This is a genomic window from Psychrobacter piscatorii (assembly GCF_001444505.1).
Lineage (GTDB): Bacteria > Pseudomonadota > Gammaproteobacteria > Pseudomonadales > Moraxellaceae > Psychrobacter > Psychrobacter piscatorii_B.
This window is the reverse complement of the sequence record NZ_LNDJ01000002.1, coordinates 38611-60828: the sequence shown is the minus strand read 5'-3', so window position 1 is coordinate 60828 and position 22218 is coordinate 38611. Positions and strand designations below refer to the sequence as shown.

The window sequence follows — 22218 nt, the reverse complement described above, 5'->3', positions numbered from 1 at the left end:
AGCCTCCGATATAGTCGGGGCGGTTCACGGCATCTATGAATGAAAAAAATCTACTTGGCAGAGTAGATTTTGAGAGTAACGAGATTTTTATATATAAAAATGATGTTGAGGACGAAAAGAGAGATAGGTTTACACTGGCACACGAAATATCACATATTATACTAGGTCACGGCCGGTATCTAGATAAAGATTCATTAGAAGAAAGCGATTTAGCAGACTTAGATGTTTTAGATAATTCTATGGTAGCAAAGCTTGAGTTTCAGGCAAACTATTTAGCAGGATGTTTATTAGTCCCCGAAAAGCAGTTAGTGAAAGAGTTTTTAAAAATATACTCTGAGCTAGGATTAGTAAGAAGAGGTATCTTTTGGGTTTATCTAGACAACCAATCTGGCAATAAATTAACAGCTAATAATATTATTAGTAAATTAGCTCGTTACTTCAACGTATCGAAAAGTGTAATTAGAATTAGGCTGATAGGCTTCGGCTTACTTCACGATGCGAGGATAAAAGTAATCTAAGACTGAAAATAATCATGCAACCTTACACTACCCAAATCCTACTGTCCCAACCGCTTCTTTAACACATGATCAAACACAAACGGCCCAAAGGGCAAAAATGAACCAAGCACACCAGCAGGGAGCGCCCACAGCGGCATTTTGATTTTATGTGCCGTGATAAAGAGCACCACAATATAGGCGATGAACAACACTCCATGTACAGGCCCGACGTAGCCCACCATTTCAGGCATATTCAGCATATATTTGAGTGGCATGGCGATACCCAGTAGCAGCAGAAAAGACGTGCCTTCCAAATAACCCATAATGGTCAATTTTTTTAACGCAAATGCTTGCGCTTTGGTGAGAGTGGGCTTGGATGATGGCTGAGCTTGCGACACAGTGTATTCCTCTGACGATCATGAATCAATATTTAATGACAATTCTGCTCACTGCGCTACCCAAAAGCTATCCACGCGGATGATGCGCCGCATGCAATTTCTGCAATCTTGCCGTCGCTACATGTGTATAGATTTGCGTCGTGGACAAGTCACTGTGTCCAAGCAATAGCTGTACGCTGCGCAAGTCGGCACCGTGGTTGAGCAAATGAGTGGCAAAGGCATGACGTAAGGTATGAGGTGATAGTTCCTTATCAATACTAGCAATTTGAGCGTATTTCTTAAGTAGATACCAAAAGTTCTGCCGCGTCATATAGCCGCCTTGCGCGGTCAAAAATACCGCTTGGCAATTGCCAGATTTTAGATGGGCAATCAGATCGCCGCGCCCATGAGACAGATAGTCTTCCAGTGCGTCCGCTGCGTATTCGCCGAGTGGCACCAGCCGTGTTTTATTGCCTTTACCTGTGATTTGTAGCCAGCCTGCGTTTAGGTTCACTTGTTCAAGTGACAGATTAATCAGCTCGCTAACGCGCAAACCGCAGGCATAAAGCACTTCCAGCATAGCTTTATCACGCAGTCCGAGTGCGGTGCTGGTATCGGGAGCGGCAAGGAGGTTTTCGATATCAGCCTCGGCCAAATCCTTTGGTAACGGACGTCCAAGCTTTGGGCTTTTGATACGCTCGCAGGGATTGTCTTCGCGCAGATTGCTCGCTATCATCCATAAATAGAACTGACGCAGACTTGAGAGCATACGCGCTTGGGTGCGTGGGGTTTTACCATCTTGGGCAAGCAGCGAAAGGCAGTGCAGCACATCATCAGGCTGCCAGCGGGTCAGAGCGAGTGGGTTGGTCAACTCACAAGAACGCAAGTCGCGCACATAAGCATTACGGGTACGCGTCGCCAAACCACGTGCTAGCATGGCTTGACGAAACTCAGTCATATAAGACGGTTCATCATCGACTGCCAGCGCTTTGGGTTGCCTTTGCTGTACGGCGCGGTCACGACTCATAGGATGCTCGGATATAGGTCAGATATAAGTTAACCACTTTTTTTCTTCACCACATAACGATACAGCGTCGCGCTTGCTGGCGTGGTGTCATCGCCATCAATAGTGATTTCATCGGGATCAGCGTCTAGGTTGATGTTTTCTGCCAGTGTTTCTTGAGTCATCAGCTCATGACCCAGATGACGACAGAAATTTGGAATGTCGCGAGTGGTAGCAGGGTCAGTGGCCAGTATCTCAATCACCTCACCGCTATCTGCTTTTCGGATGACTCGGTGCAGCATCATCACAGGCTCAGGACAGATCAGCCCTTGCGTATCTAGATGATGGTCGATGGTCGTATCTGGTATAGAAGTAGTCATAGTCATTATCGTAAAGCTAAGTAGATAGGTTAAAGAATGGATCGTTTGTTTAATCGCTTACTGGGGTGTGCTGTCTAGATTGTCTACTGCTTCTGTCTCTTCATCAGAGTTTGCCACTTCTAAAAAGTTAAAAAAGCGCTTGAAACTGACTTTGAATAAAAATGCCACACCCACCCAGCAGGACAGCCCTAACCATGCCGTATCAGCAAATAATAAGCCACCGATCAATATGATGGTCGATACGCCAATACTCATGGCAATCATCGAAGGTTGGTTTAAGCGATAACGATAAACCACAAAAGCATCATAAAGCGTAATGGGAATGGTCAATGCAACCAAGGCATAGGGCAGGTTATAAAACAGTTGATACAGTAGTTGATTGTCATGAAATGTCTTGATACTGGCAATAGTACCAAATACTATAAAGGCCAAAATAGCAGCATAAATCAGGTAAATCGCTATCTGATTTGCACGCTGCGCGCCTCTAATACGAGCAATAGCAAGCGGGGCAAAACCATGTTGCGACTTAGTATGCAAGTCTTGGTCTAGGGCAGTGGTCATAGTAATCAGTCATTTATCTGTGAATAGGTACGATGTAGCAAAATAGTGCGACAGAAATAACAGTGTCTTCTACCTATCTTGCCTAATTAGTCTGCTTTGACCGCATCAATAGCGATACTACTATTTGGATCCGCAAAGTAGGTCGACATCAGGATACAAGCAGAGATATCATCAATCGGATCACGTTCATGCTTGATCCAGCCGTTGTCCCATGCGATTTCTCTTGCTTCGATAGAGGTCAGGCGCTCATCACATAATGATACGGTCACTGGCAGATGCTGCTCCATAATTCTATGAGCCAGACGCCGCGCAAATTTATGTGCGCGTTTTGAGAGCATGGAGCTGCTACCATCCATATTAAGTGGCAGTCCGACCACTACCTGTGCCACGCCCCAGACTTTTATAATACCGATGAGATTGTCCCAGTCAGGCTGACCATTATTCATCGCCAAGATATCAAAAGCGCGTGCGGTCTGGGTCAGGCTATTACCGAGTGCCATGCCCATTTTTTTGACGCCATAATCTAGCGCCAAGATAAGATGCGGCTTTATTTCTGGCTCAGAGTCGCTAAGACCATTGAGGTTAGACTCATTACTGTCAATGCCATTTATATCAAGATCATGATCTGTAGCTTCTGTGCTATCCACCATAAAAGTACTATCCACCATAGTGACGGCTATCCTTTATTTCTTTATCTGTATTCATAGAGCACAATTCATAGAACATGTGCTATTAAGCATGACCGATGTCACTGCTAAGATAGTCAAAGTTGACGCCGATTTTGTCAGCGGCGATTTGCCAACGCTCTTCGAACGGCGTATCAAACAATAAAGTCAGATCGGCAGGGCAGACGAGCCAATCACCGTTACCCAGTTCTTGGTCTAACTGTTTTTTGCCCCAGCTGGCATGACCTAAGCACAGTTGATAGTGACCGACGCCTTGACCTGCCGCGATACGCTTTAGAATATCTTGGCTGGTGGTGATGCAGACATTCTCTGAAATCGCAAAAGAAGACGCCCATTCAGGCTGACCTGTATGCAGCACAAAGCCCACCTCAGGATACATAGGGCCACCTTCTAAAGCCACATCTTCCATCACTTGCGGATCGGTCACCTCAATATCCAAATCTTCTAGCAGTTTACCCACTCGCGCCTGCTCTAACGGACGATTGACCATTAGACCTAGTGCACCGTGATTATCATGGCGACAAATATAAATGAGTGCCTGTTCAAACCTTGGGTCTGACAGCTCTGGTGCCGCAATTAAGAAATGATGGGTCAAATTGGTTTTAGACATAGAAACAAACGCAACCGAATAATAAGGGTGAAAGACCACTATATGGTGATAACCAATAGAAAAGCAAGATTCCCGCCAACTGCTATTGATAGCCACAAAGATTTAACAAGTACTTTTTTGATGAATCGTGCTGGATGATTTAACGACAATTAATGTGTCATTTGACATCAGACAGCAAGCTACGAGCATGATCACGAGTGACATCAGTGATCGTTACACCACCAGACATACGCGCCAGCTCATCTACTTGCGCTTGATCGGTTAGGATTACCAGCTCGCTTTCGGTTTGTTCTTGATGATGCTTTTGTACCAAAATATGCTGATGCGCTTGCGCCGCGACTTGTGCTTGGTGCGTGATCGCGAGCAATTGCTGCGTTTGCCCAAGCGCGCGTAGTAGCTCGCCGACCACCTGTGCCGTACCGCCGCTGATACCGACATCGACTTCATCGAATACGAGCATGGGTTTGGCAGCGTTGTTATCAGCGCTGGTTGCTTGCAAGACTTGCATGACCAGCGCCATTCGTGACAGCTCACCACCTGAGGCGATTTTATGCAGTGGCTGCATGGGCATACCGACATTGGCACTGAACAATAAATCAATATCGTAGCAGCCATGTGCATTGTACTGGCTAGGCTCTGTCTTTTTGGTAAAAACGAACTCGCAGCGCGCATTGGGTAAGGCAAGCGGTTGTAGTTGTTCTATAAGCTGTTTACTAATGGTTGGTGCCGCTTTTGTACGCTCTTGATTTAGCTGTGTGGCCAGTGCTAGATAATCCTGCCAAGCTTGCTCAATTTGCGCGGCCATCGCATCACTGCTCGGCTCGTTTTCTAACTGTTCTAATTGCTCTTGCCACGCTTTTGCTTCATCAATCAAATCGCTCGCTGGCAAGTTGTACTTACGTGATAAGCGATGACCTAAACTGATGAGATTGTCTAATGCTTGTAAGCGCTCAGGGTCAGGTAGTTGCTGCTCAGCATAGTCTGAGAGGAGCGCCGTTACTTCGGTGATTTGCTGCTGTGCCAAATGCAGCTGCTCAGAGGCTTGCTCAAAGGTTTGGCTGACACCAACTTGATGATCGCAAAGTTTGATTACTTGCCCGAGCAAGGTCATTACATCTGGCTCATCGGTATCGTTGTCGAGCAGATGCAAGCCATGGCTGGCCTCTTGCATTAAGGCTTCAATATTAGAGAGCTCCTCGTGCTCAGATTCAACTTCTGCATAGTCCACAGCCAATAGAGGGGTGATGTCTGCCAGTTGGCTTTGTAAAAGTTGAATACGGTCTTGACGCTGAGCCTCGCGACTTGCAATATCATCAGCGCGACGCTTTAGCTGCTGATACTGCTGATAGCTACTGGCTGTCTGACGCGTGAGTGGCGTTATTTGTGCCATCTCATCGAGCCAATTCACCACAAACTGCGGCTTGAGTAAGGCTTGCTGAGCATGTTGGCTATGAATATTGACCAGTAATGCGCCCAAGCTTTTTAGCTCAGCCAAACTGGCAGGCGAACCATTCAACCATGCTTTTGAGCGACCAGTATTGCTCAGCTGCCGCCGAATAAGTACTTCAGGCTCGTCTAGCGCCCGATCATTCTTGGCAAACCATTCGGCGATGACGCTGTTGTTGTGTACATCAAACTGAGCATAGATATCTGCGTTGTCTGCGCCATGTCTGACCATCGCGCTGTCTGCGCGTGCACCTACACACAAGGATAGTGCATCCAGCAATAACGACTTGCCAGCCCCTGTTTCACCAGTGATGACATTGAAGCCTTCAGCGACACTCAGCTCATGCTGAGCGATCAACGCAAACTGATGTAAAGTTAATGATACTAGCATCAACGCCTCTCATGACAGACAATGAACTTCATATAAATCTTAAGAAGCCATCTATAAAATAAGGTAAATAAAGCAATGAATTTATCTATTTAACGACACTAAATAGATAAATATTGTAGGCAAACAGTATGGTGCTAAATGTGCTCAAATACAAACATTAAGGGAGTGTATAATCGAATTTGTGATTGGAAGATTACCACAAAATTATCAAAAACTGGCAATGAGTAATCGCTGTAATATCAATCATTAAGAGGGTTGATTATAGCAAAATTATGTCTATATACTAAGCGCGATTTCGGACAAAATTCATAAAAATAGACCCAGTATAATGATGCGTTAATGGCATAAAAGCAGATAAATAAGTCTATCTAAGCTTAGCATCAAATAGTATTTTCCTAGTCGCTTTAACAAACTTTATAGAGATAATGTGGTAGCATAATCTCACATAATGATAAACTCTTCTTGTTATATTGATGACATACGGTGCATGATAACGAGTCATGATTTTGTAAAATTACAGGCGTATAGTGAGAAGAGTATGCCAATCAGTCATTATTCCAAAGCGTTTTCATAGAACCTGTGGCTACTCTTAGCACGCAGATATCTAGTAGAGAAGGATACCGCACTCAGTGCAGAGATGTGTGTTGATGACGCGGCTCTAGCGGTAACCAGTTACTTATTTTTTAGTTTTACCATAATTATTTGATAAGGAAGCCACTATGACAGCGGCGCAATTTACTAACGTAACAGTTAATGCCCAAGCGACAGTATCTTATGATGGTCGCTGTTCCAGCCATACCATTATGTTTGAAGACGGTCGTCACAAAACCTTGGGTGTGATCTTACCTTGTGATAACTTGGTTGAGCATTATCACTTTAGCACCAATACATCCGAGCGTATCGAAATCACCGGCGGCGAGTGTGAAGTGAAAATTAATGGTGATGACGAGTTTAGCTACTACCGTGCTGGTCAATCGTTTGTTGTCGAAGGCAATAGCGGTTTCAATCTACGTACCGAAGAAATCGTCCAGTATGTCTGCCATTTAGAAGGTTGATATTATCAACAATGCGATTAAGTTAACATTGGCTGCAATTAAGCTAGTATCATCAGTGAACAGCTAACGCCATCAAATATTAATGACCAAACAATAAACAATATCAGATTGGTATTGTTTATTTCTGTTTTTAGTGCTGACTTAATCGCTCCCTCATTGCCAACGAGTTGCAGTGCTCAATGCCAATGACATTCTTCTTATTCCATCGCTTAGCGCGATATCCAACTAATACTTAATAGGCCTGTTATGGCAAAACCCATTTATTTTTACGGCATTCATGCCATTGATGCGTTACTTAAACACCGCCCTTTGGATGGTCTTAGCTTGTTTGTGCAACAGGGGCGCGAGAGTGACAGCCATGTACAAGCCATTATGGCTGAGGCGGAAGCTAATGGTATCAGTATCCAGCCGACCCAAAAAGATAAGCTGACACAGCTATGTGGTAGCCCGCAGCATCAAGGCGTGGTACTCAATGCTCGTCCGCTAGGTTTTGCTGATGAAGGTCTACTTGATACCATTATTGGTCGCGAACAGTGCTTATTGTTAGTGCTAGATCAAATCACAGACGCACATAATTTTGGTGCTTGCTTGCGTACCGCGGTAGCAATGGGTGTGGATGCGGTCGTATGTCCAAAACACCATGCAGCAAGTCTGACGCCCACAGTCGCTAAAGTATCGGTTGGTGCCGCAGAGCTGATGCCGATTGTTAGTGTCACTAACCTGGCACGTACGTTATCCCAAATCAAAAATGCTGGGGTCTTTGTGTTTGGGACAGCGCTCAATGCGGATGCCAAACCAATACATGCAGCTGACTTGACTGGCAAGACGGCCATTATTATGGGGTCAGAAGGAGAGGGGATGCGCCGCCTGACAATGGAGAGCTGCGATGAGCTGGTTTATATTCCGATGTCAGGAAACGAGCATGGCAACCTACAGAGCCTAAACGTCAGTGTTGCTACTGGTATGGCACTGTATGAGGTTAATCGACAGCGAACTTTAGCTGCTGGGCAAGTTTAAGATATTCTTGATGCAAAGGCTCTAATTGTAAGTACAAAGAGTCAAGATCGCTCTCGTTGAGGATAACATTGTCTGCATGACGATTACGCTCTTCGCGACTGAGCTGATTGGTCATAATGGCTTTGATTTTTTGAATGCTCTGGCCATCACGTTGGCTGGCACGCGCAAGCTGCGTGTCTTCGGTGGCATCCATCACAAGGATACGTTGGCATAAATTGGCCAGCCCAGCTTCTGCGCCCTCAATGAGTAGAGGTGCGGACAATACCACATAAGGTGAGGTACTAGACTCTAACTGTGCTTTGGCTGTCTCACGTATCGCTGGATGCGTGATCGCCTCAAGCTCAATAAGCGCTTCAGGGTTTGCAAATACATGCGTACGTACAGCGGCCCTATCCATTGACCCATCACCATTTAACACCCAATCACCGAATCTTTTTTGGATTTTGCGCAGAGTATCGCTGCCTTTAGTAACGATCTCATGAGCGATCACATCGGCATCGATAATATCGATCCCTTGCTGAGCAAACCAAGCACTAGCAGCGGATTTGCCACTACCGATCCCGCCTGTTAAACCAACGACGAGCGTCTTGTTTTTTGTCTGTAGATTCTGTGGTTGACGCGAATAAGATTGTGCGGCTTTATTTGACATAATGATGGCTTATTTGACAGAGGTAGTAAAAGCAGTGACTAATGAAGAAATTGCTTATCAATAATTATGCTTATAGATTAGGGTAAAAAACTTACTATCAAGACTTAGTAAGTATACATACCAAGATACCAGCTGACGATATCTGAGCCGTATAATAAAGCAACAATGCCTGCGATAGCAATGTAAGGACCAAAGGCAAAAGGCCTGCTCTCACCTTGTTTTTTCATCAAGATTATTCCGACGATCGACCCAAGCAAGGATGACAATAAAATAATTAATGGCAACATCATGGGCCCGAGCCAAGCACCTAATACTGCTAGTAATTTAAAATCACCTTGTCCCATCCCATGTTTCTTAGTGATTAAGTAGAATACTTTAACGACGATCCAGAGTGATAAAAACCCGAAGAGTAAACCCCATATCGACTGCGTTGGTGAGACAAACCAGCCTTGTGAGTTGACGGCCAATCCTAGACCTGCTAGTGGAAAAGTCAGGCGATCGGGTAGTAGCTGCGTATCAAAATCAATACCGGTTAGAGCCACTAGTGTCCACACTAAAACGAGCGCTGACAATCCAGTTGCATTGACACCGAATTTGTAGATCACGAGCACCGATAGTAAAGCGGTTGCTAACTCAACTACAGGATAACGCAAACCAATCGCAGCTTTGCAGTTTGAGCAGCGCCCTTTTAGTGCCAGCCAGCTGATTAAGGGTATGTTTTCATACCATCTGATCTTATGAGCGCAATGGGGGCAGCGTGAGGCAGGTCGACTCAAAGTAATGGGTTGGTCAGTAGCCACGACATTCGCTATAGGTAACGTATGCTCGCGTGGCATATCTGCCTGTTCGATCATAAATTGGCTACATTCTTGTCGCCAACCGTAAATCATCATAAGTGGGATACGATGAATCACAACATTTAAAAAACTGCCAACACAAAGACCTAACAAACCAAATACGACCAAGGCTAGAGCTATATTTTCTTGTAGTAACTGTATGAATTGCATTAAACCATTATCCTACGACTGAGCCCATTTGGAAGATTGGTAAGTACATCGCAATGACCAAACCACCAACTAATACACCCAGTACAGCCATGATCATAGGTTCCATTAAGCTGGTCAAACCATCAACGGCATTGTCGACTTCGTTTTCGTAGTAGATAGCGACTTTATCTAGCATGTCTTCCAAGCTACCAGACTCTTCGCCGATACCCACCATTTGAATGACTAGACTTGGGAATAAATTGGTTGAACGTATGGAGAACTGTAGTTGCTGACCAGTAGAAACGTCATTTTTAATCTGCTGAGTGGCATTATAAAAAACGACATTATTGGTCGCACCAGCAGTAGAATCTAGCGCATCAATGAGAGGTACACCAGCGGCAAAAGTGGTAGATAGGGTACGAGCAAAGCGAGCAATAATTGCTTGATAAGCAATATTACCAAAAATTGGTGCTTTTAGTACCGCACGGTCTAAAAAGTCACGGAATTTTTTAGAGCGTTTTTTGGCTTCTGAAAATCCGATAATAGCCCCACCGATAAAAATAATTAAAATAAACCACCATGCTTTCATCCACTCAGACATACCCACTACCATTTGAGTAAAAGCAGGTAGCTCTGCGCCAAATGACTCAAATAGGTCTGAAAATACAGGCACGACTTTTATTAGTAGAATCATAGTAACGATAATGGCAACTACGATGACAGCAATCGGATATTTTACTGCTTTCTTAATCTTCGCTTTTAGTAGTTCGCTTTTTTCTTTGTAAGTCGCTACACGCTCAAGCATGGTCTCTAGCGCACCCGATTGTTCACCAGATTCGACGAGTGAGCAGAATAGATCATCAAAGTAACGAGGGTGTTTACGTAGGGCGGAAGCAAAGGTGCCACCTGCTTCGATATCAGCTTTGATTTGTAGCACCAAGTCTTTCATACTTGGATTATCAAGCGAATCTGCTACAATTTCAAAAGATTGAGTCAGCGGGACACCTGCTTTCATCATCGTTGCCAATTGTCGCGCAAAAATCGCAATATCAATGGCTTTAATTGGTTTTTTGAAGGTGTAGAGCGGTTTTGGTTTCTTCTTGATACCTTTAACCGTGATCCCTTGCTTGCGTAAAGTTGCTTTGGCTAACTCTAAGCTACGACTAGTGGTTTCGCCTTTCACCTTTTGTCCACGTCGGTTTACGCCATCATAGACAAAGTCCAACAGCATGTCAGTCTTAGCTTTTGCCATATTACTACCCTCGAAATTGTCTAATATAGATATTGCAAACATAAAGCAGAATACCAGACAAAATTGTTGGCTGATATACTTTATTTTAGCGCAAAAAACCAGTGCCTATCTGTTTTATTTTTAAGTATATCTATTAGATAGTATTTCTACGTTAGGAGCCTTTAGAAAGAAAAATACTAGAAGATTAATAGCTGCATATACGACTTAATGCTTATGCTACTTATTCAGAAGTAACGCGCATCATTTCTTGAATACTAGTGACACCTTGCAGAACTTTTAAGACCCCAGAACGGCGTAGATCTCGAAAACCATTTTTGAGCGCCGCATCTTTGATATCTATGGCATTGCCATCTTCCATAATAATACGTGAGATGTCGGGGCTGACCTTCATCACCTCATAAATACCTACACGGCCTTTATAACCTTCACGGCACTCATTGCAGCCCACTGGCTCATAAATCACGTTGTCTGGATTATCCAAATCTGCATCAGTAAAACCAATCTCTAGCAAACTTTGACGAGGGATATTGATCGGTTTTTTACAGTTCTTGCACAGTCGCCGTGCCAAACGTTGCGCAATGACTAAGTTGACTGACGTTGCAATGTTAAAAGAAGCCACACCCATATTACGCAAACGCGTTAATGTCTCGGGTGCTGAATTGGTATGTAGGGTGGAGAGTACCATATGCCCTGTTTGTGCCGCTTTAATAGCGATCTCGGCAGTCTCCAAGTCACGAATCTCACCAACCATGACAATATCAGGATCTTGACGCAAAAAAGACTTGAGCGCATTAGCAAAGGTTAGGCCGACCTTGGCGTTGACATTGACCTGATTGATACCCTCAAGGTTAATCTCCACAGGGTCTTCGGCGGTTGAAATATTGGTGGCACCAGTGTTTAAGATATTGATACCTGTGTAAAGAGAGACTGTCTTACCAGAACCAGTAGGGCCAGTAATCAGTAGCATACCTTGTGGTTTGTGCAGCGCTTCTAAAAACATCTCCTGCTGATCAGGTTCATACCCTAGCGCATCAATACCAAGCATGGCTGATGAAGGATCTAGGATACGCAAAACGATTTTTTCACCGAACAAAGTTGGTAATGAGTTCACACGGAAATCAATGGCTTTCGTTTTAGAGATTTTGAGCTTGATACGTCCATCTTGCGGTACTCGGCGCTCTGAGATATCCATTTGCGACATGACTTTCAAACGCGCTGCGATTTTGCCAGCGAGCTGGACTGGCGGATTGGCTATTTTTTCCATCACGCCATCAACACGAAAACGTACTCGGAAAGATTTTTCATAGGGTTCAAAGTGCAAATCAGAAGCACCCATACGAATGGCGTCAACCAGCATTTTATTAACAAATTTTACAACAGGTGCTTCATCGACCCCATCACTAAGCTTCGTTTCACCGTTATCGTTACCTTCATCACCATCTTCAAAACCAACATTTAAGTCACTGTCAGAGAAGCTGTCAAAGCTCTGCATCGTATCAGCGTAAACGCTTTCGATACGCTTTTTTAGCTTGTTTTCTTCAACAACAATCGTTTCAATAGACAAGCGAGAATTAAAGGCAATAGCATCAATAGCATCAACACGAGTTGGATCACTGAGCGCTACAAATAAGCGTTGGCCGCGCTTGAATAATGGCAATGCATTAAACTTACGGACGATTTTTTCATCGACTAAGTCCTTTGGAATGACATCAGTGCTGAGCGCATCGAGATCGAACAAGGGATCGCCAAAGGCTTGTGATAACATTTGAGCAAGGTGATAAGAATCAGCCAGTTTATTGTCTACAAGGTACGGCACCAATCCGATTTTCTGCTCCTGCGACTCAATCTGCGCTGTTTTCATATTTGCTTCGCTAACGACGCCATCACTGATGAGCTGCTGCGCTAGACCACCATATTTACTGGTTGTAATAGACATTATGACCTCTCCTTGATAAAGGGTTTGCACACCGCTTTAGAATACAGACTACTATATATGCTTTAATAATATTTGCGGTAATGGATACGTATTTTGATTCAGCAAGTTATTTCTACTTCTTTCGTAATAACTTAGAGAGCATTTAATAATTTTTAATTTCTGTTAGACACAATATACGACTTGACTTTATTTTAGTTTAAAGGCTTTCTACAAATGATTAAACAATCAATACATCAAAATCTCTGTTTTTAGTTGTCATTTTTGAACATAGGTATTGAAAAGCACCGGTGCTTCTGGCAGCACACTACTATAGCACTTACGAATTATTTGTTATACTGGCGCGCATATGAGCCGAATTGGCGCGAATACATGAGACAAGGTAAATAAGTATGCAAGCTTGGGTGATCGGTAATTGGAAGCAGAATCCAGCAACTAGCCATGATGTTGATGCGCTGTTAAATGACCTGCTGACTAAGGTTGATGCTAAAAATCAAGCTAAAATGCCAACCTCTAATAGTCAATGCAAATTGATGGTAGCACCAAGCTGTATTCATTTGGCCGCAGTCAGTGCACGCTTAGCAAATACTTCAATAATCAGCGCCGCTCAAGACGTGAGCGCTCATAGTGCAAGCATAGGCGCTTACACCGGAGACTGCTCAGCACAGCAAGTCGCAGATACAGGAGCTACTTGGACGATACTTGGTCACTCTGAGCGTCGCCAGTATCATAAAGAATCTCATGACTGTCTAATAAATAAACTGTCTCATGCGTTTTCTCAAAATCTTGGTGTGGTGTTCTGTATCGGCGAAACGCAAGAACAGTATGATAATGGTCAAACACTTGACGTTATCAATGAACAACTCTCAGTGATTAAAGATATGCTTGTTCAGCAACCAGATTTAGCAGCATCGTTATCTGAAAAGCTACTCGTCGCTTACGAACCTGTCTGGGCAATTGGTACAGGTAAAGTACCGACTGTGGCAGAAGTGAGTAAGACTCATCAACATATCAAACAAACCGTTGCGGGCTTTGCTGATATGGCCGATACAGTCACCGTCTTATACGGTGGTAGCGTTAATGCTGATAATGCTGATAGCTTTGCTGCTGACTCTATGATTGATGGCGCATTGGTTGGCGGTGCCTCATTGAAAGCAGATAGCTTCTTAGCGGTCGCTGATGCTTTTAGTCAAGCGAATGCTTAATCAAATAAATAACGCTCAGATATCAGTATCATAGCTGATAGACAGCGTGGTTTTACCAGTTGGTAAAAGTAGGTTTAACAGTACCCTTGCAATCGTGTACAATGCGCCTTATTTATATAATCGATTTGGTATCATGAGATGCTAGTCATTATTTTTATTAACCTTACGTTTTATTTTCCGTTATCAGTCGTCATTACGCGGCAAAAGAGGCCACCATGTTTACGTTTATATTAGCCCTGCATATTATCGTGGCCATTGCCATGATCGGCTTGATTTTGATACAGCATGGTAAAGGGGCAGATGCTGGGGCTTCTTTTGGTGCCGGCTCATCAGGTACCGTATTTGGTGCAGCGGGAACTGCCAACTTTTTGACGCGTGCGACTGCAGTACTAACGGTCATATTCTTTATTACCAGTATGACGCTGGCGGTGCATGCGCGTAAGCAGGCCGAAGACCAGTTTCGTCTAGACGCGCCAGTGTCAGCACCGCAAACGCCGCGTCCATTGACACAAAATCCTGAATAAGTGGCTTTTGAGTAGTCAGCGCTTGCTATTTTGGTAGGTTACATTTACAATGCTTTTCTGTTTTCGCAAGTCCTTATCTATTAATGCCTACCTTACGCATTATATATAGTAGATAGGAAGTTAGAGAGCAGGGTAGTAAAATGCGATTGTGGTGGAATGGTAGACACGCCATCTTGAGGGGGTGGTGGCGCAAGCCGTGGGGGTTCAAGTCCCCCCAATCGCACCAAGTTTCACAGACGCAGCATAGCGTCAGGTTGGATTTTTAGTAGTAACCACTTGATTTATAATTTTTTTAAATAAAGTGTTGACACTTCTACATTATCTCCCTATAATATGCGTTCTAGATTGATGCGGGGTGGAGCAGTCTGGTAGCTCGTCGGGCTCATAACCCGAAGGTCGTTGGTTCAAATCCAGCCCCCGCTACCACTTTTTATACTGATGTTTTGTACACTAAATTTGTCAGTACCGATTAACCCACCATAATGTTTGTGGGTTTTTTTGTATCTGAAGGTCAGTGTTATCGCGGTATCTATCCTACTTATGCTAAGCTCTAGGTCTATAGAGTACGATATTACTCGTCACTGGTCATCATCGGCCGCCACTGGCACGATGCTCCTTAAGCAACACTATCTTTTATTCCTCACGCTTTTATCGATAGTAGTGCTTTATAACTAATAAAAGCATTGTTTGGCTGAGCTTGATGTTTTTTAGGCTCGTCCCTATATAAACGCACAATACCTGTTATATGTTTGTGGTTTACCATTATATAATGACCGTAATTCTTACTATATATAAGTACGAAAAGAGCAAAGCTTTGATACGGTTTACTGAGTACGATAGATAAGCGAATAGGAAAATACAAAGAGATTATGAAGCTTTCGACTAAAGTTGCAGAACTGACTAATATTATTGCCCCTGCTGTGGCCGCTTGCGATGTGTCGCTATGGGGTATAGAATTTGCGCCACAAGGCCGTCGCTCTTTATTGCGTATTTATATTGAGGCATTGCCAGAAGAGCAAGCCCAAGATAAGCACGTTACTATCGAAGACTGTGCCGCAGTGAACCATCAAGTAAGCGGTATCTTAGAAGTTCATGATCCTATCGCTGGTGAATATATTTTAGAAGTGTCTTCACCTGGTTTTGACCGTGCATTTTTCTCAGATGAGCAGATGCATGCCTATGTGGGTCAAACAGTAAGCTTACGTTTGATTCAAGCTATCGGCACAGGTGATCAAAAACGTCGTAAAGCAACAGGTACATTAGATAGTATCGATGATAAAGTTTTAAAACTGACGTCAAGCGATGGTGAGCAGTTTGAGATTGCATTAAGTAATATTGATAAAGCCAACTTAGTTTACGAAGATGCCTAACTACATATTATTAGGCAGCTGCTCATAGATCAGCAGTGTCATCTTCAAATAGCTTATGTGGCTTATAGTAACTATATAATAGCAACACCCAAATTATAAAATTTAAGTCAATTAAAAAATGATAGGACAGGTATAGCATGAGTCGTGAAATCTTAACGGTAGTAGAAACTGTCAGTAATGAAAAGGGCTTAAATCCTGAAGATATCTTTGAAGCCATAGAAGACGCTTTGGTGGTATCGACCAAGAAAAAAGTATATACCGAGCAGCCAGAAGTGGCTGTGCGAGTAGCTATTGACCGTGCAACTGGCGATTATGACACTTATCGTTATTGGACCGTGGTTGCAGATGAAGACCATGAAATGCCTGCTTGTCAGCTTGCCATCACAGATCTTGATCAAGAAGAATGGTCAATTGGTGATATCAAAGAAGAGCAAATCGAATCGATTGAATTTGGTCGTATTGCAGCCACTCAAGCAAAACAGGTCATCATCCAAAAAATCCGTGAAGCTGAGCGCGCACTTGTGGCAGACGCTTTTGAGCCGCGTGTTGGTGAAATGATGTATGGCGAAGTCAAGAAACAGACCCGTGATGGCTATATCATCGACTTAGGCGACAATGCTGAAGGCTACTTGTCACGCGATCAAATGTTGCCATGTGAGCAGCTACGTGCCAAATCGCGTATCAACGCCATCTTATATCATGTAAACCGTGAAAACCGCGGTGCACAACTATTGTTATCTCGCACGCATCCTGAAATGCTATCAGCGTTGATGCAAAAAGAAGTACCTGAGATTGCAGAACAAATTATCGAAATCCGTAACGTCGCTCGCTTGCCGGGCACCCGTGCTAAAATAGCCGTGAAGACCAACGATCATCGGATTGATCCAGTCGGTGCCTGTATTGGTATGCGTGGTACACGTATCCAAGCAGTACAGCAAGAGCTAGATGGTGAGCGTATCGATGTCGTGGTATGGTCAGATGATCCAGCTCAGTTCATCATCAGCTCTTTAGAACCAGCTGATGTAAGCAGCATCATCTTAGATGAAGACACTCAAACAGCAGATATTATCTTTAGCACCAACGATCAACTGGCACGCGCGATTGGCTCACAAGGCCAAAACGTACGCTTGGCTTCTGAGTTGACTGGCTATAAGCTGAATATGATGCTCGAAGAAGAGTACAAACAGCGTCAAGAAAACGAATCAAAAGCATTCATTGAATTATTTTATGAGCGTTTAGAGGTTGATCAAGATCTAGCGCAGGCGCTGGTTGATATTGGTTTTACCAGTATTGAAGAAGTCGCCTATGTGCCAGTCGATACCTTCTATGACATTGAAGGGTTAGACGATGAAGCAATCGACATGATTCAAGAACGTGCTAAAGACGTCGTCATTGCTGATGAGCTGGTCAAACAACAGAACATGAAAGAGCCAAGTCAAGAGCTCCAAGAGCTTGAAGGTATGACAGTCAGCTGGGCCTATAAAATGGCACAAAAAGACATTATTACCGTGGATGATTTGGCAGAACAAGCCGTCTTCGATCTAGAAGATATCGAAGGATTAGACTCCGAAACTGCAGGAAAACTCATCATGAAAGCTCGGGAATCTTGGTTCGATGAATAAGCGGTAACTGCATATCGCTGTCTTTTGGTGATATGCTATTGAGAATAAAGTGCTGGTGTCTACATACTGTAAATACTGGCCTTAACCCAATCATTTGTAGCCAACAACTGAATTGAACATATAGCAAATAATAGACAGTAGGTGATAATAAATGGCAGATAAGACCGTCAAAGAACTGGCAGAAATGGTAGGCAAAACTACAAGTGCTGTAAAGCAGCAATTAGTAGATGCTGGCCTGCCTGCTCGCGCAGAGGATGACCTAGTCACCGAGTTTGAGCAAGAGAAGTTGGTGACGTATTTAAAACAAAGTCATGGTCAAAACGAAAAGCGTCGTATTAGTCTCAAATCTAAGACAACGAGTACCGCTCGTGTGACTGGCTCTTCGGGCAAATCTAAGAGCGTCAATGTTGAAGTACGCAAAAAGAAAGTATTTGAGAAGCCGGATCCAAAGAAAATAGCTGAAGAATTAGCCGCGCGAGAGCAGGCTCTCATTGAATCTCAAGAACGTGCTGCTAAAGAAGCAGAAGAACGTGCTGCGACCAAGAAAAAAGCAGAAGAGCGCCAAGCGGCAACTTTAGCTGCAATGCGTGCAAGCTTAGGCTCTAGCAAAAAATCAGACGACAAAAACGATGATATTTCTACGTCAGTTGTCGTTAAAAAAGGCGGTAAAGCGAGCAAAGCCACCGTTGAAGTCAAGCCTAAAGAGCAGCCGAAGAAAAAGGTTGCTGCTACTAAGCCTAAAGTGGAAACCGCTGCTGAGCGTAAAGCTCGCGAAACTCGTGAGAAAGAAGAAGCGCGTCTACGTGAAATCGAATTAGAAACTCGCCGCACTCAAGCTGAAGAAGCGCAAAAGCGTACACTTGAGCAAATGCGTAAAATGGCTGGTAAATATACCGATCGTGAGCCTGTTACCGAAGTGCGTAAAGATGAACCATTGGCTGAAGGCCTGGTCGGTGATGCATTAGAAGAGTCATTTGAAAAAGAACGTCGCGAAATCAAGCGCGGTGCAAACAGCACTGGTGCTCGTGGTCGTCGTCGTAAAAATCAAGATGAGCGTGAAATCAAAAACCGTAAAAACGGTTTGCGTTCAACACAAGCATCACAACATAAGTTTGAAAAGCCAGTTGAAAAAATCGTCTATGATGTTGAGATTAGTGAGCAAATTTCAGTTGCTGATCTGGCACAGCGTATGGCGGTCAAAGCTCGTGAAGTGACTAAGTTACTCATGAAAATGGGCGAAATGGCTCGTGAATCAGACACGATTGACCAAGCAACTGCAAGTTTACTGGTTGAAGAGATGGGTCATAACCCAGTACCAGTCAGTGATACCAAAGTGGAAGACGATCTACAAGACGCAGTTGATGAGCGTAGCAGTAACGTTCAAACACGTCCGCCAGTAGTGACGATCATGGGTCACGTCGATCATGGTAAGACATCACTACTTGATAAAATTCGTGAAACGAAAGTTGCGAATGGTGAAGCGGGTGGTATTACTCAGCATATCGGTGCTTACCACGTAAAAACCGATCGTGGTGTTATCACTTTCCTTGATACTCCAGGTCACGCAGCGTTTAGCGCAATGCGTTCACGCGGTGCTCAGGCAACTGATATTGTTGTACTTGTCGTCGCAGCTGATGATGGCATGATGCCACAAACGGCAGAAGCGATTGATCATGCACGTGCTGCTGGTACGCCAATCATTGTTGCTATTAATAAAATGGATAAGCCAAGTGCTGATCCTGACCGTGTTCTCAATGAATTGACAACGAAAGAAGTCGTCTCAGAAGAGTGGGGCGGCGACACACCAATGGCACGTATTTCAGCCAAGACAGGCGAAGGTATCGACGACTTACTAGAGTTTATTAGCTTGCAAGCTGAGTTAATGGAGTTAGAGGCGCCACTAGACGGTGCTGCACAAGGTGTGGTTATTGAATCAAGACTGGAAAAAGGTCGTGGCCCTGTGGTTAGTGTTCTAGTTAAGAAAGGCACGTTGAAACAAGGCGACTTGGTTCTAGCTGGTGAGCACTACGGTAAAGTACGTGCACTAACGGATGAGAATGGTCAACGTGTTAAATCAGCTGGCCCTTCTATTCCTGTAGAGATTTTAGGTCTGCCTGAAACACCTGCGGCTGGTAGTGAATTCTTAGTAGTAACGGACGAGAAGAAAGCCCGTGAAGTTGCGGCCTTTAGAACCAACCGTGAGCGTGAGCGTCAACTTGAGCGTCAAAATGCCATGCGTTTAGAAAGCATGTTCGATCAGATGGGTCAAGGCGATGTGTCATTCTTGAACATTGTATTGAAAACAGACGTACGTGGTTCACTTGAAGCACTACTAGCTGCCCTAAATGAATTGTCTACTGATGAAGTAAAAGTCAGAGTTATCAGTTCAGGTGTTGGTCCTATCTCTGAGTCTGACGTAACACTTGCAGAATCTAGCGAAGCGGTATTGTTAGGCTTTAACGTCCGTGCAGATGCCACCGCACGCCGTAAAGCAGATACAGCTAACATGGATATTCGTTACTATAGTGTCATCTATGGTTTGATTGATGATGTGAAATCTGCAATGAGTGGTATGCTTGCTCCTGAACATCGTGAGAAAATCCTTGGTGTTGCAGAAGTTCGTGAAGTATTCCGCTCTAGTAAGTTTGGTGCGGCTGCTGGTTGTATGGTGGTTGAAGGTACAATCTATCGCAACAAACCTATCCGCGTATTACGTGATGACCAAGTTATCTTTACTGGTCAATTGCAATCATTACGTCGCTATAAAGAAGACGTCAATGAAGTACGTACTGGTATGGAATGTGGTCTGGCCGTTCGTGGCTATGATGTCGAAGCTGGCGATAAGATCGAAGTCTTTGAAATTCAAGAGTTCGCCCGTACTATCTAAAGCCGCTGTTCGATAACAGAGTATGTAGCAATGCAATATGCCAAATGTGCTGAGCATGCTAGATACTCTGTCGATATTCAGCTGTACTTAGGCCTATCAGGTACACCCTGCTAGGCCTTTTTTAGCAAATATCATTACTACATTTTTTAGCAAACAGTTCTATATATTAATAACAATAAACCCATTAAAGTAAGGTAACAACATGAACCAACGTCTACAACGCTTATCCGATCAGATCCAGCGTGAGCTTGCTGTTCTTATTCGTGATGAAGTCAATGATCCTCGTCTGACAGGTTTTGTCACAATCTCTAGTGTCAAAGTGAGCCCAGATTTAGGCTATGCAGATATCTATGTCACTATCATGGAGCCTGAGCTCAATGATGCCATGACTAAGACCAATCACGAAGAAAGCGTCAAAGTACTGAATAAAGCAGCAGGATTTTTGCGTACTGAGCTGAGCCATAGCCTAAAAACACGTACTACGCCGCGTCTACGCTTTCACTATGATGAAGTGACTGCTCGTGGTAACTACATGATGGACTTGATCAGTAAAGCCGTCACCAAAACTGAGCAAAACGAGAATGACGAGTAAGTTATTATTATGTCTATAGCGTCTAAGCAACCTGATAAAAAAGCCAGCAAAGCACCTGAAAAAATAAAAGTTTCAGGGGTTATCTTGGTGGACAAACCCAAAGGTATGACATCCCAGCAAGTTGTGTCGAAAGTGAAGTATTTGTTTAAGTCACCGATACACGATAGCAAAAAGGCTGGTCATACTGGTACGCTTGATCCGATGGCAACTGGTTTACTGCCGATTTGCCTAGGCGAAGCGACCAAGTTTAGTCATTATCAACTGGATGCTGACAAATCTTATCAAGCAACGATTTTACTTGGTAGCCAAACCGATACGGGTGATGCAGACGGTCAAGTGGTGGCACAATCATCTATTCCAACATTTGATGATGTTTCATTGGCTACTATCGCACAGCAGTTTCTGGGCCCTCAGCAGCAGATACCACCAATGTATTCAGCATTAAAAAAAAATGGCAAAAAACTGTATGAGTATGCCCGCGCTGGTATTGAAATCGATAGGCCACCGAGAGATATCATTATTAAGGCGATTGAGCTGCATGCGATTGATGATATACAGATTTGTTTGACAGTCACTTGTACCAAAGGGACTTACGTACGCGTATTAGCAGAGGATATTGCGAAAACATTGGGTACGCTTGGACATTTAACGGCATTGCGTCGCACGCAAGTCGGTAATTTTAGTATTGATGACTCTATTGCACTATCGGCTTTAGAAGACAAAGACTTAGATAGCCGACACTCTCAGTTATTGCCTGTCGATGCGTGTATTGATATCGATGCTGAGTTGGTACTGACCGAAGAACAGTGCGCGCGCGTACATATGGGACAGCGCTTAAACGTATCCGATAGCTTGATAGGTAAGCTTAGAGATTATGTTGCAAGCAATGCTGCTCATCAAATATCCCATGCCAGTGAAGTAGAAACCAATATTGCTGGTTCTGATATCGGTACTGGAGACAGCATGGACATCTCGCAGCCTTTACAGCACGAGTTAGCTGTTGATATACGCTTGCTAAATGAGCAAGGAGCATTTCTTGGATTGGGGGCCGTTAGCCTTAATGGTCGATTACAGCCTAAAAAGTTGATTCAGCGCTGATAATAGAGTGATTGCTATAGCTAGTCTGTTAACTGAGGCCTATTCAATTTACTAATAGTTTACACTAATCACATACC

21 protein-coding genes and 2 tRNA genes are annotated in these 22218 nt (G+C 43.8%); 12 read left to right on the top strand and 11 right to left on the bottom strand.

The genetic code is table 11. The features are described 5' to 3' along the window. Positions 1 to 35: 35 nt before the first annotated feature. Positions 36 to 518 carry an ImmA/IrrE family metallo-endopeptidase gene (locus AS194_RS00940; protein WP_058023623.1) on the top strand — a complete coding sequence of 161 codons (483 nt, stop codon included), beginning with the start codon at positions 36 to 38 and terminating at the stop codon, positions 516 to 518. A gap of 38 nt (positions 519 to 556) precedes the next feature. On the opposite strand, the gene AS194_RS00935 is transcribed toward AS194_RS00940, so the two are convergent. The 7 genes from AS194_RS00935 to recN form a co-directional block, all read right to left on the bottom strand. Further along, positions 557 to 895, bottom strand: a complete 339-nt coding sequence (locus AS194_RS00935; RefSeq protein ID WP_058023622.1) for a DUF3817 domain-containing protein — start codon at positions 893 to 895, stop codon at positions 557 to 559. Between the two features lie 67 nt (positions 896 to 962). Then, the gene (xerD, locus tag AS194_RS00930) at positions 963 to 1901 is read right to left on the bottom strand and encodes a site-specific tyrosine recombinase XerD (RefSeq protein ID WP_058023621.1); all 939 of its coding nucleotides are present in this window, start codon (positions 1899 to 1901) and stop codon (positions 963 to 965) included. A 29-nt stretch (positions 1902 to 1930) separates the two neighbouring features. After that, positions 1931 to 2257: a sulfurtransferase TusA gene (gene tusA / locus AS194_RS00925; protein WP_058023620.1), complete on the bottom strand. Its 327-nt coding sequence runs from the start codon at positions 2255 to 2257 to the stop codon at positions 1931 to 1933. Between the two features lie 57 nt (positions 2258 to 2314). Next, positions 2315 to 2818: a hypothetical protein gene (locus tag AS194_RS00920; protein ID WP_058023619.1), complete on the bottom strand. Its 504-nt coding sequence runs from the start codon at positions 2816 to 2818 to the stop codon at positions 2315 to 2317. A gap of 86 nt (positions 2819 to 2904) precedes the next feature. Next, positions 2905 to 3486 carry a Holliday junction resolvase RuvX gene (gene ruvX, locus AS194_RS00915; RefSeq protein WP_083499554.1) on the bottom strand — a complete coding sequence of 194 codons (582 nt, stop codon included), beginning with the start codon at positions 3484 to 3486 and terminating at the stop codon, positions 2905 to 2907. 64 nt (positions 3487 to 3550) lie between these two features. Next, positions 3551 to 4114, bottom strand: coding sequence for a YqgE/AlgH family protein (locus AS194_RS00910; RefSeq protein ID WP_058023618.1), 564 nt, complete (start codon positions 4112 to 4114; stop codon positions 3551 to 3553). Between the two features lie 157 nt (positions 4115 to 4271). Beyond that, positions 4272 to 5951, bottom strand: coding sequence for a DNA repair protein RecN (recN, locus tag AS194_RS00905; protein WP_058023617.1), 1680 nt, complete (start codon positions 5949 to 5951; stop codon positions 4272 to 4274). A gap of 719 nt (positions 5952 to 6670) precedes the next feature. On the opposite strand from recN, the gene AS194_RS00900 reads away from it, so the two are divergent. Beyond that, positions 6671 to 7006, top strand: coding sequence for a pyrimidine/purine nucleoside phosphorylase (locus AS194_RS00900; protein WP_058023616.1), 336 nt, complete (start codon positions 6671 to 6673; stop codon positions 7004 to 7006). A gap of 246 nt (positions 7007 to 7252) precedes the next feature. Beyond that, positions 7253 to 8023, top strand: a complete 771-nt coding sequence (gene rlmB / locus AS194_RS00895) for a 23S rRNA (guanosine(2251)-2'-O)-methyltransferase RlmB (protein ID WP_058023615.1) — start codon at positions 7253 to 7255, stop codon at positions 8021 to 8023. On the opposite strand, the gene coaE is transcribed toward rlmB, so the two are convergent. From coaE to pilB, 4 genes are all read right to left on the bottom strand, one after another. Continuing rightward, positions 7986 to 8672 carry a dephospho-CoA kinase gene (gene coaE / locus AS194_RS00890; RefSeq protein ID WP_058023614.1) on the bottom strand — a complete coding sequence of 229 codons (687 nt, stop codon included), beginning with the start codon at positions 8670 to 8672 and terminating at the stop codon, positions 7986 to 7988. The two genes, rlmB and coaE, sit on opposite strands and share 38 nt — an antisense overlap. A 104-nt stretch (positions 8673 to 8776) precedes the next feature. Then, positions 8777 to 9679: a prepilin peptidase gene (locus AS194_RS00885; protein WP_058023613.1), complete on the bottom strand. Its 903-nt coding sequence runs from the start codon at positions 9677 to 9679 to the stop codon at positions 8777 to 8779. 7 nt (positions 9680 to 9686) lie between these two features. Then, complete coding sequence (locus AS194_RS00880) at positions 9687 to 10910, bottom strand: type II secretion system F family protein (protein WP_058023612.1); 1224 nt, start codon at positions 10908 to 10910, stop codon at positions 9687 to 9689. 220 nt (positions 10911 to 11130) lie between these two features. Further along, a complete protein-coding gene (gene pilB, locus AS194_RS00875; protein WP_058023611.1) occupies positions 11131 to 12846 on the bottom strand; it encodes a type IV-A pilus assembly ATPase PilB in 1716 nt (571 codons plus the stop codon). A gap of 389 nt (positions 12847 to 13235) precedes the next feature. Here pilB and tpiA point away from each other — a divergent pair, with 389 nt between their 5' ends. The 9 genes from tpiA to truB all read left to right on the top strand — a co-directional run bounded on the left by tpiA (position 13236) and on the right by truB (position 22141). Further along, entirely contained in the window at positions 13236 to 14048 is an 813-nt protein-coding gene (gene tpiA / locus AS194_RS00870) for a triose-phosphate isomerase (RefSeq protein ID WP_058023610.1), read from the top strand. Between the two features lie 215 nt (positions 14049 to 14263). Further along, on the top strand, positions 14264 to 14572 hold the full coding sequence (gene secG / locus AS194_RS00865) for a preprotein translocase subunit SecG (protein ID WP_021814138.1): 309 nt from the start codon (positions 14264 to 14266) through the stop codon (positions 14570 to 14572). Positions 14573 to 14714: 142 nt separating this feature from the next. Beyond that, a tRNA-Leu gene (locus tag AS194_RS00860) sits at positions 14715 to 14798 on the top strand. A 123-nt stretch (positions 14799 to 14921) separates the two neighbouring features. Then, positions 14922 to 14998, top strand: a tRNA-Met gene (locus tag AS194_RS00855). A gap of 443 nt (positions 14999 to 15441) precedes the next feature. Then, on the top strand, positions 15442 to 15942 hold the full coding sequence (gene rimP / locus AS194_RS00850) for a ribosome maturation factor RimP (RefSeq protein WP_058023609.1): 501 nt from the start codon (positions 15442 to 15444) through the stop codon (positions 15940 to 15942). Positions 15943 to 16079: 137 nt separating this feature from the next. Beyond that, positions 16080 to 17564: a transcription termination factor NusA gene (gene nusA / locus AS194_RS00845; RefSeq protein ID WP_058023608.1), complete on the top strand. Its 1485-nt coding sequence runs from the start codon at positions 16080 to 16082 to the stop codon at positions 17562 to 17564. A 151-nt stretch (positions 17565 to 17715) separates the two neighbouring features. Then, complete coding sequence (infB, locus tag AS194_RS00840) at positions 17716 to 20451, top strand: translation initiation factor IF-2 (RefSeq protein WP_058023607.1); 2736 nt, start codon at positions 17716 to 17718, stop codon at positions 20449 to 20451. 202 nt (positions 20452 to 20653) lie between these two features. Further along, the gene (locus AS194_RS00835; RefSeq protein ID WP_058023606.1) at positions 20654 to 21043 is read left to right on the top strand and encodes a ribosome-binding factor A; all 390 of its coding nucleotides are present in this window, start codon (positions 20654 to 20656) and stop codon (positions 21041 to 21043) included. A gap of 9 nt (positions 21044 to 21052) precedes the next feature. Then, positions 21053 to 22141, top strand: a complete 1089-nt coding sequence (gene truB, locus AS194_RS00830) for a tRNA pseudouridine(55) synthase TruB (protein ID WP_058023605.1) — start codon at positions 21053 to 21055, stop codon at positions 22139 to 22141. Positions 22142 to 22218: the final 77 nt, after the last annotated feature.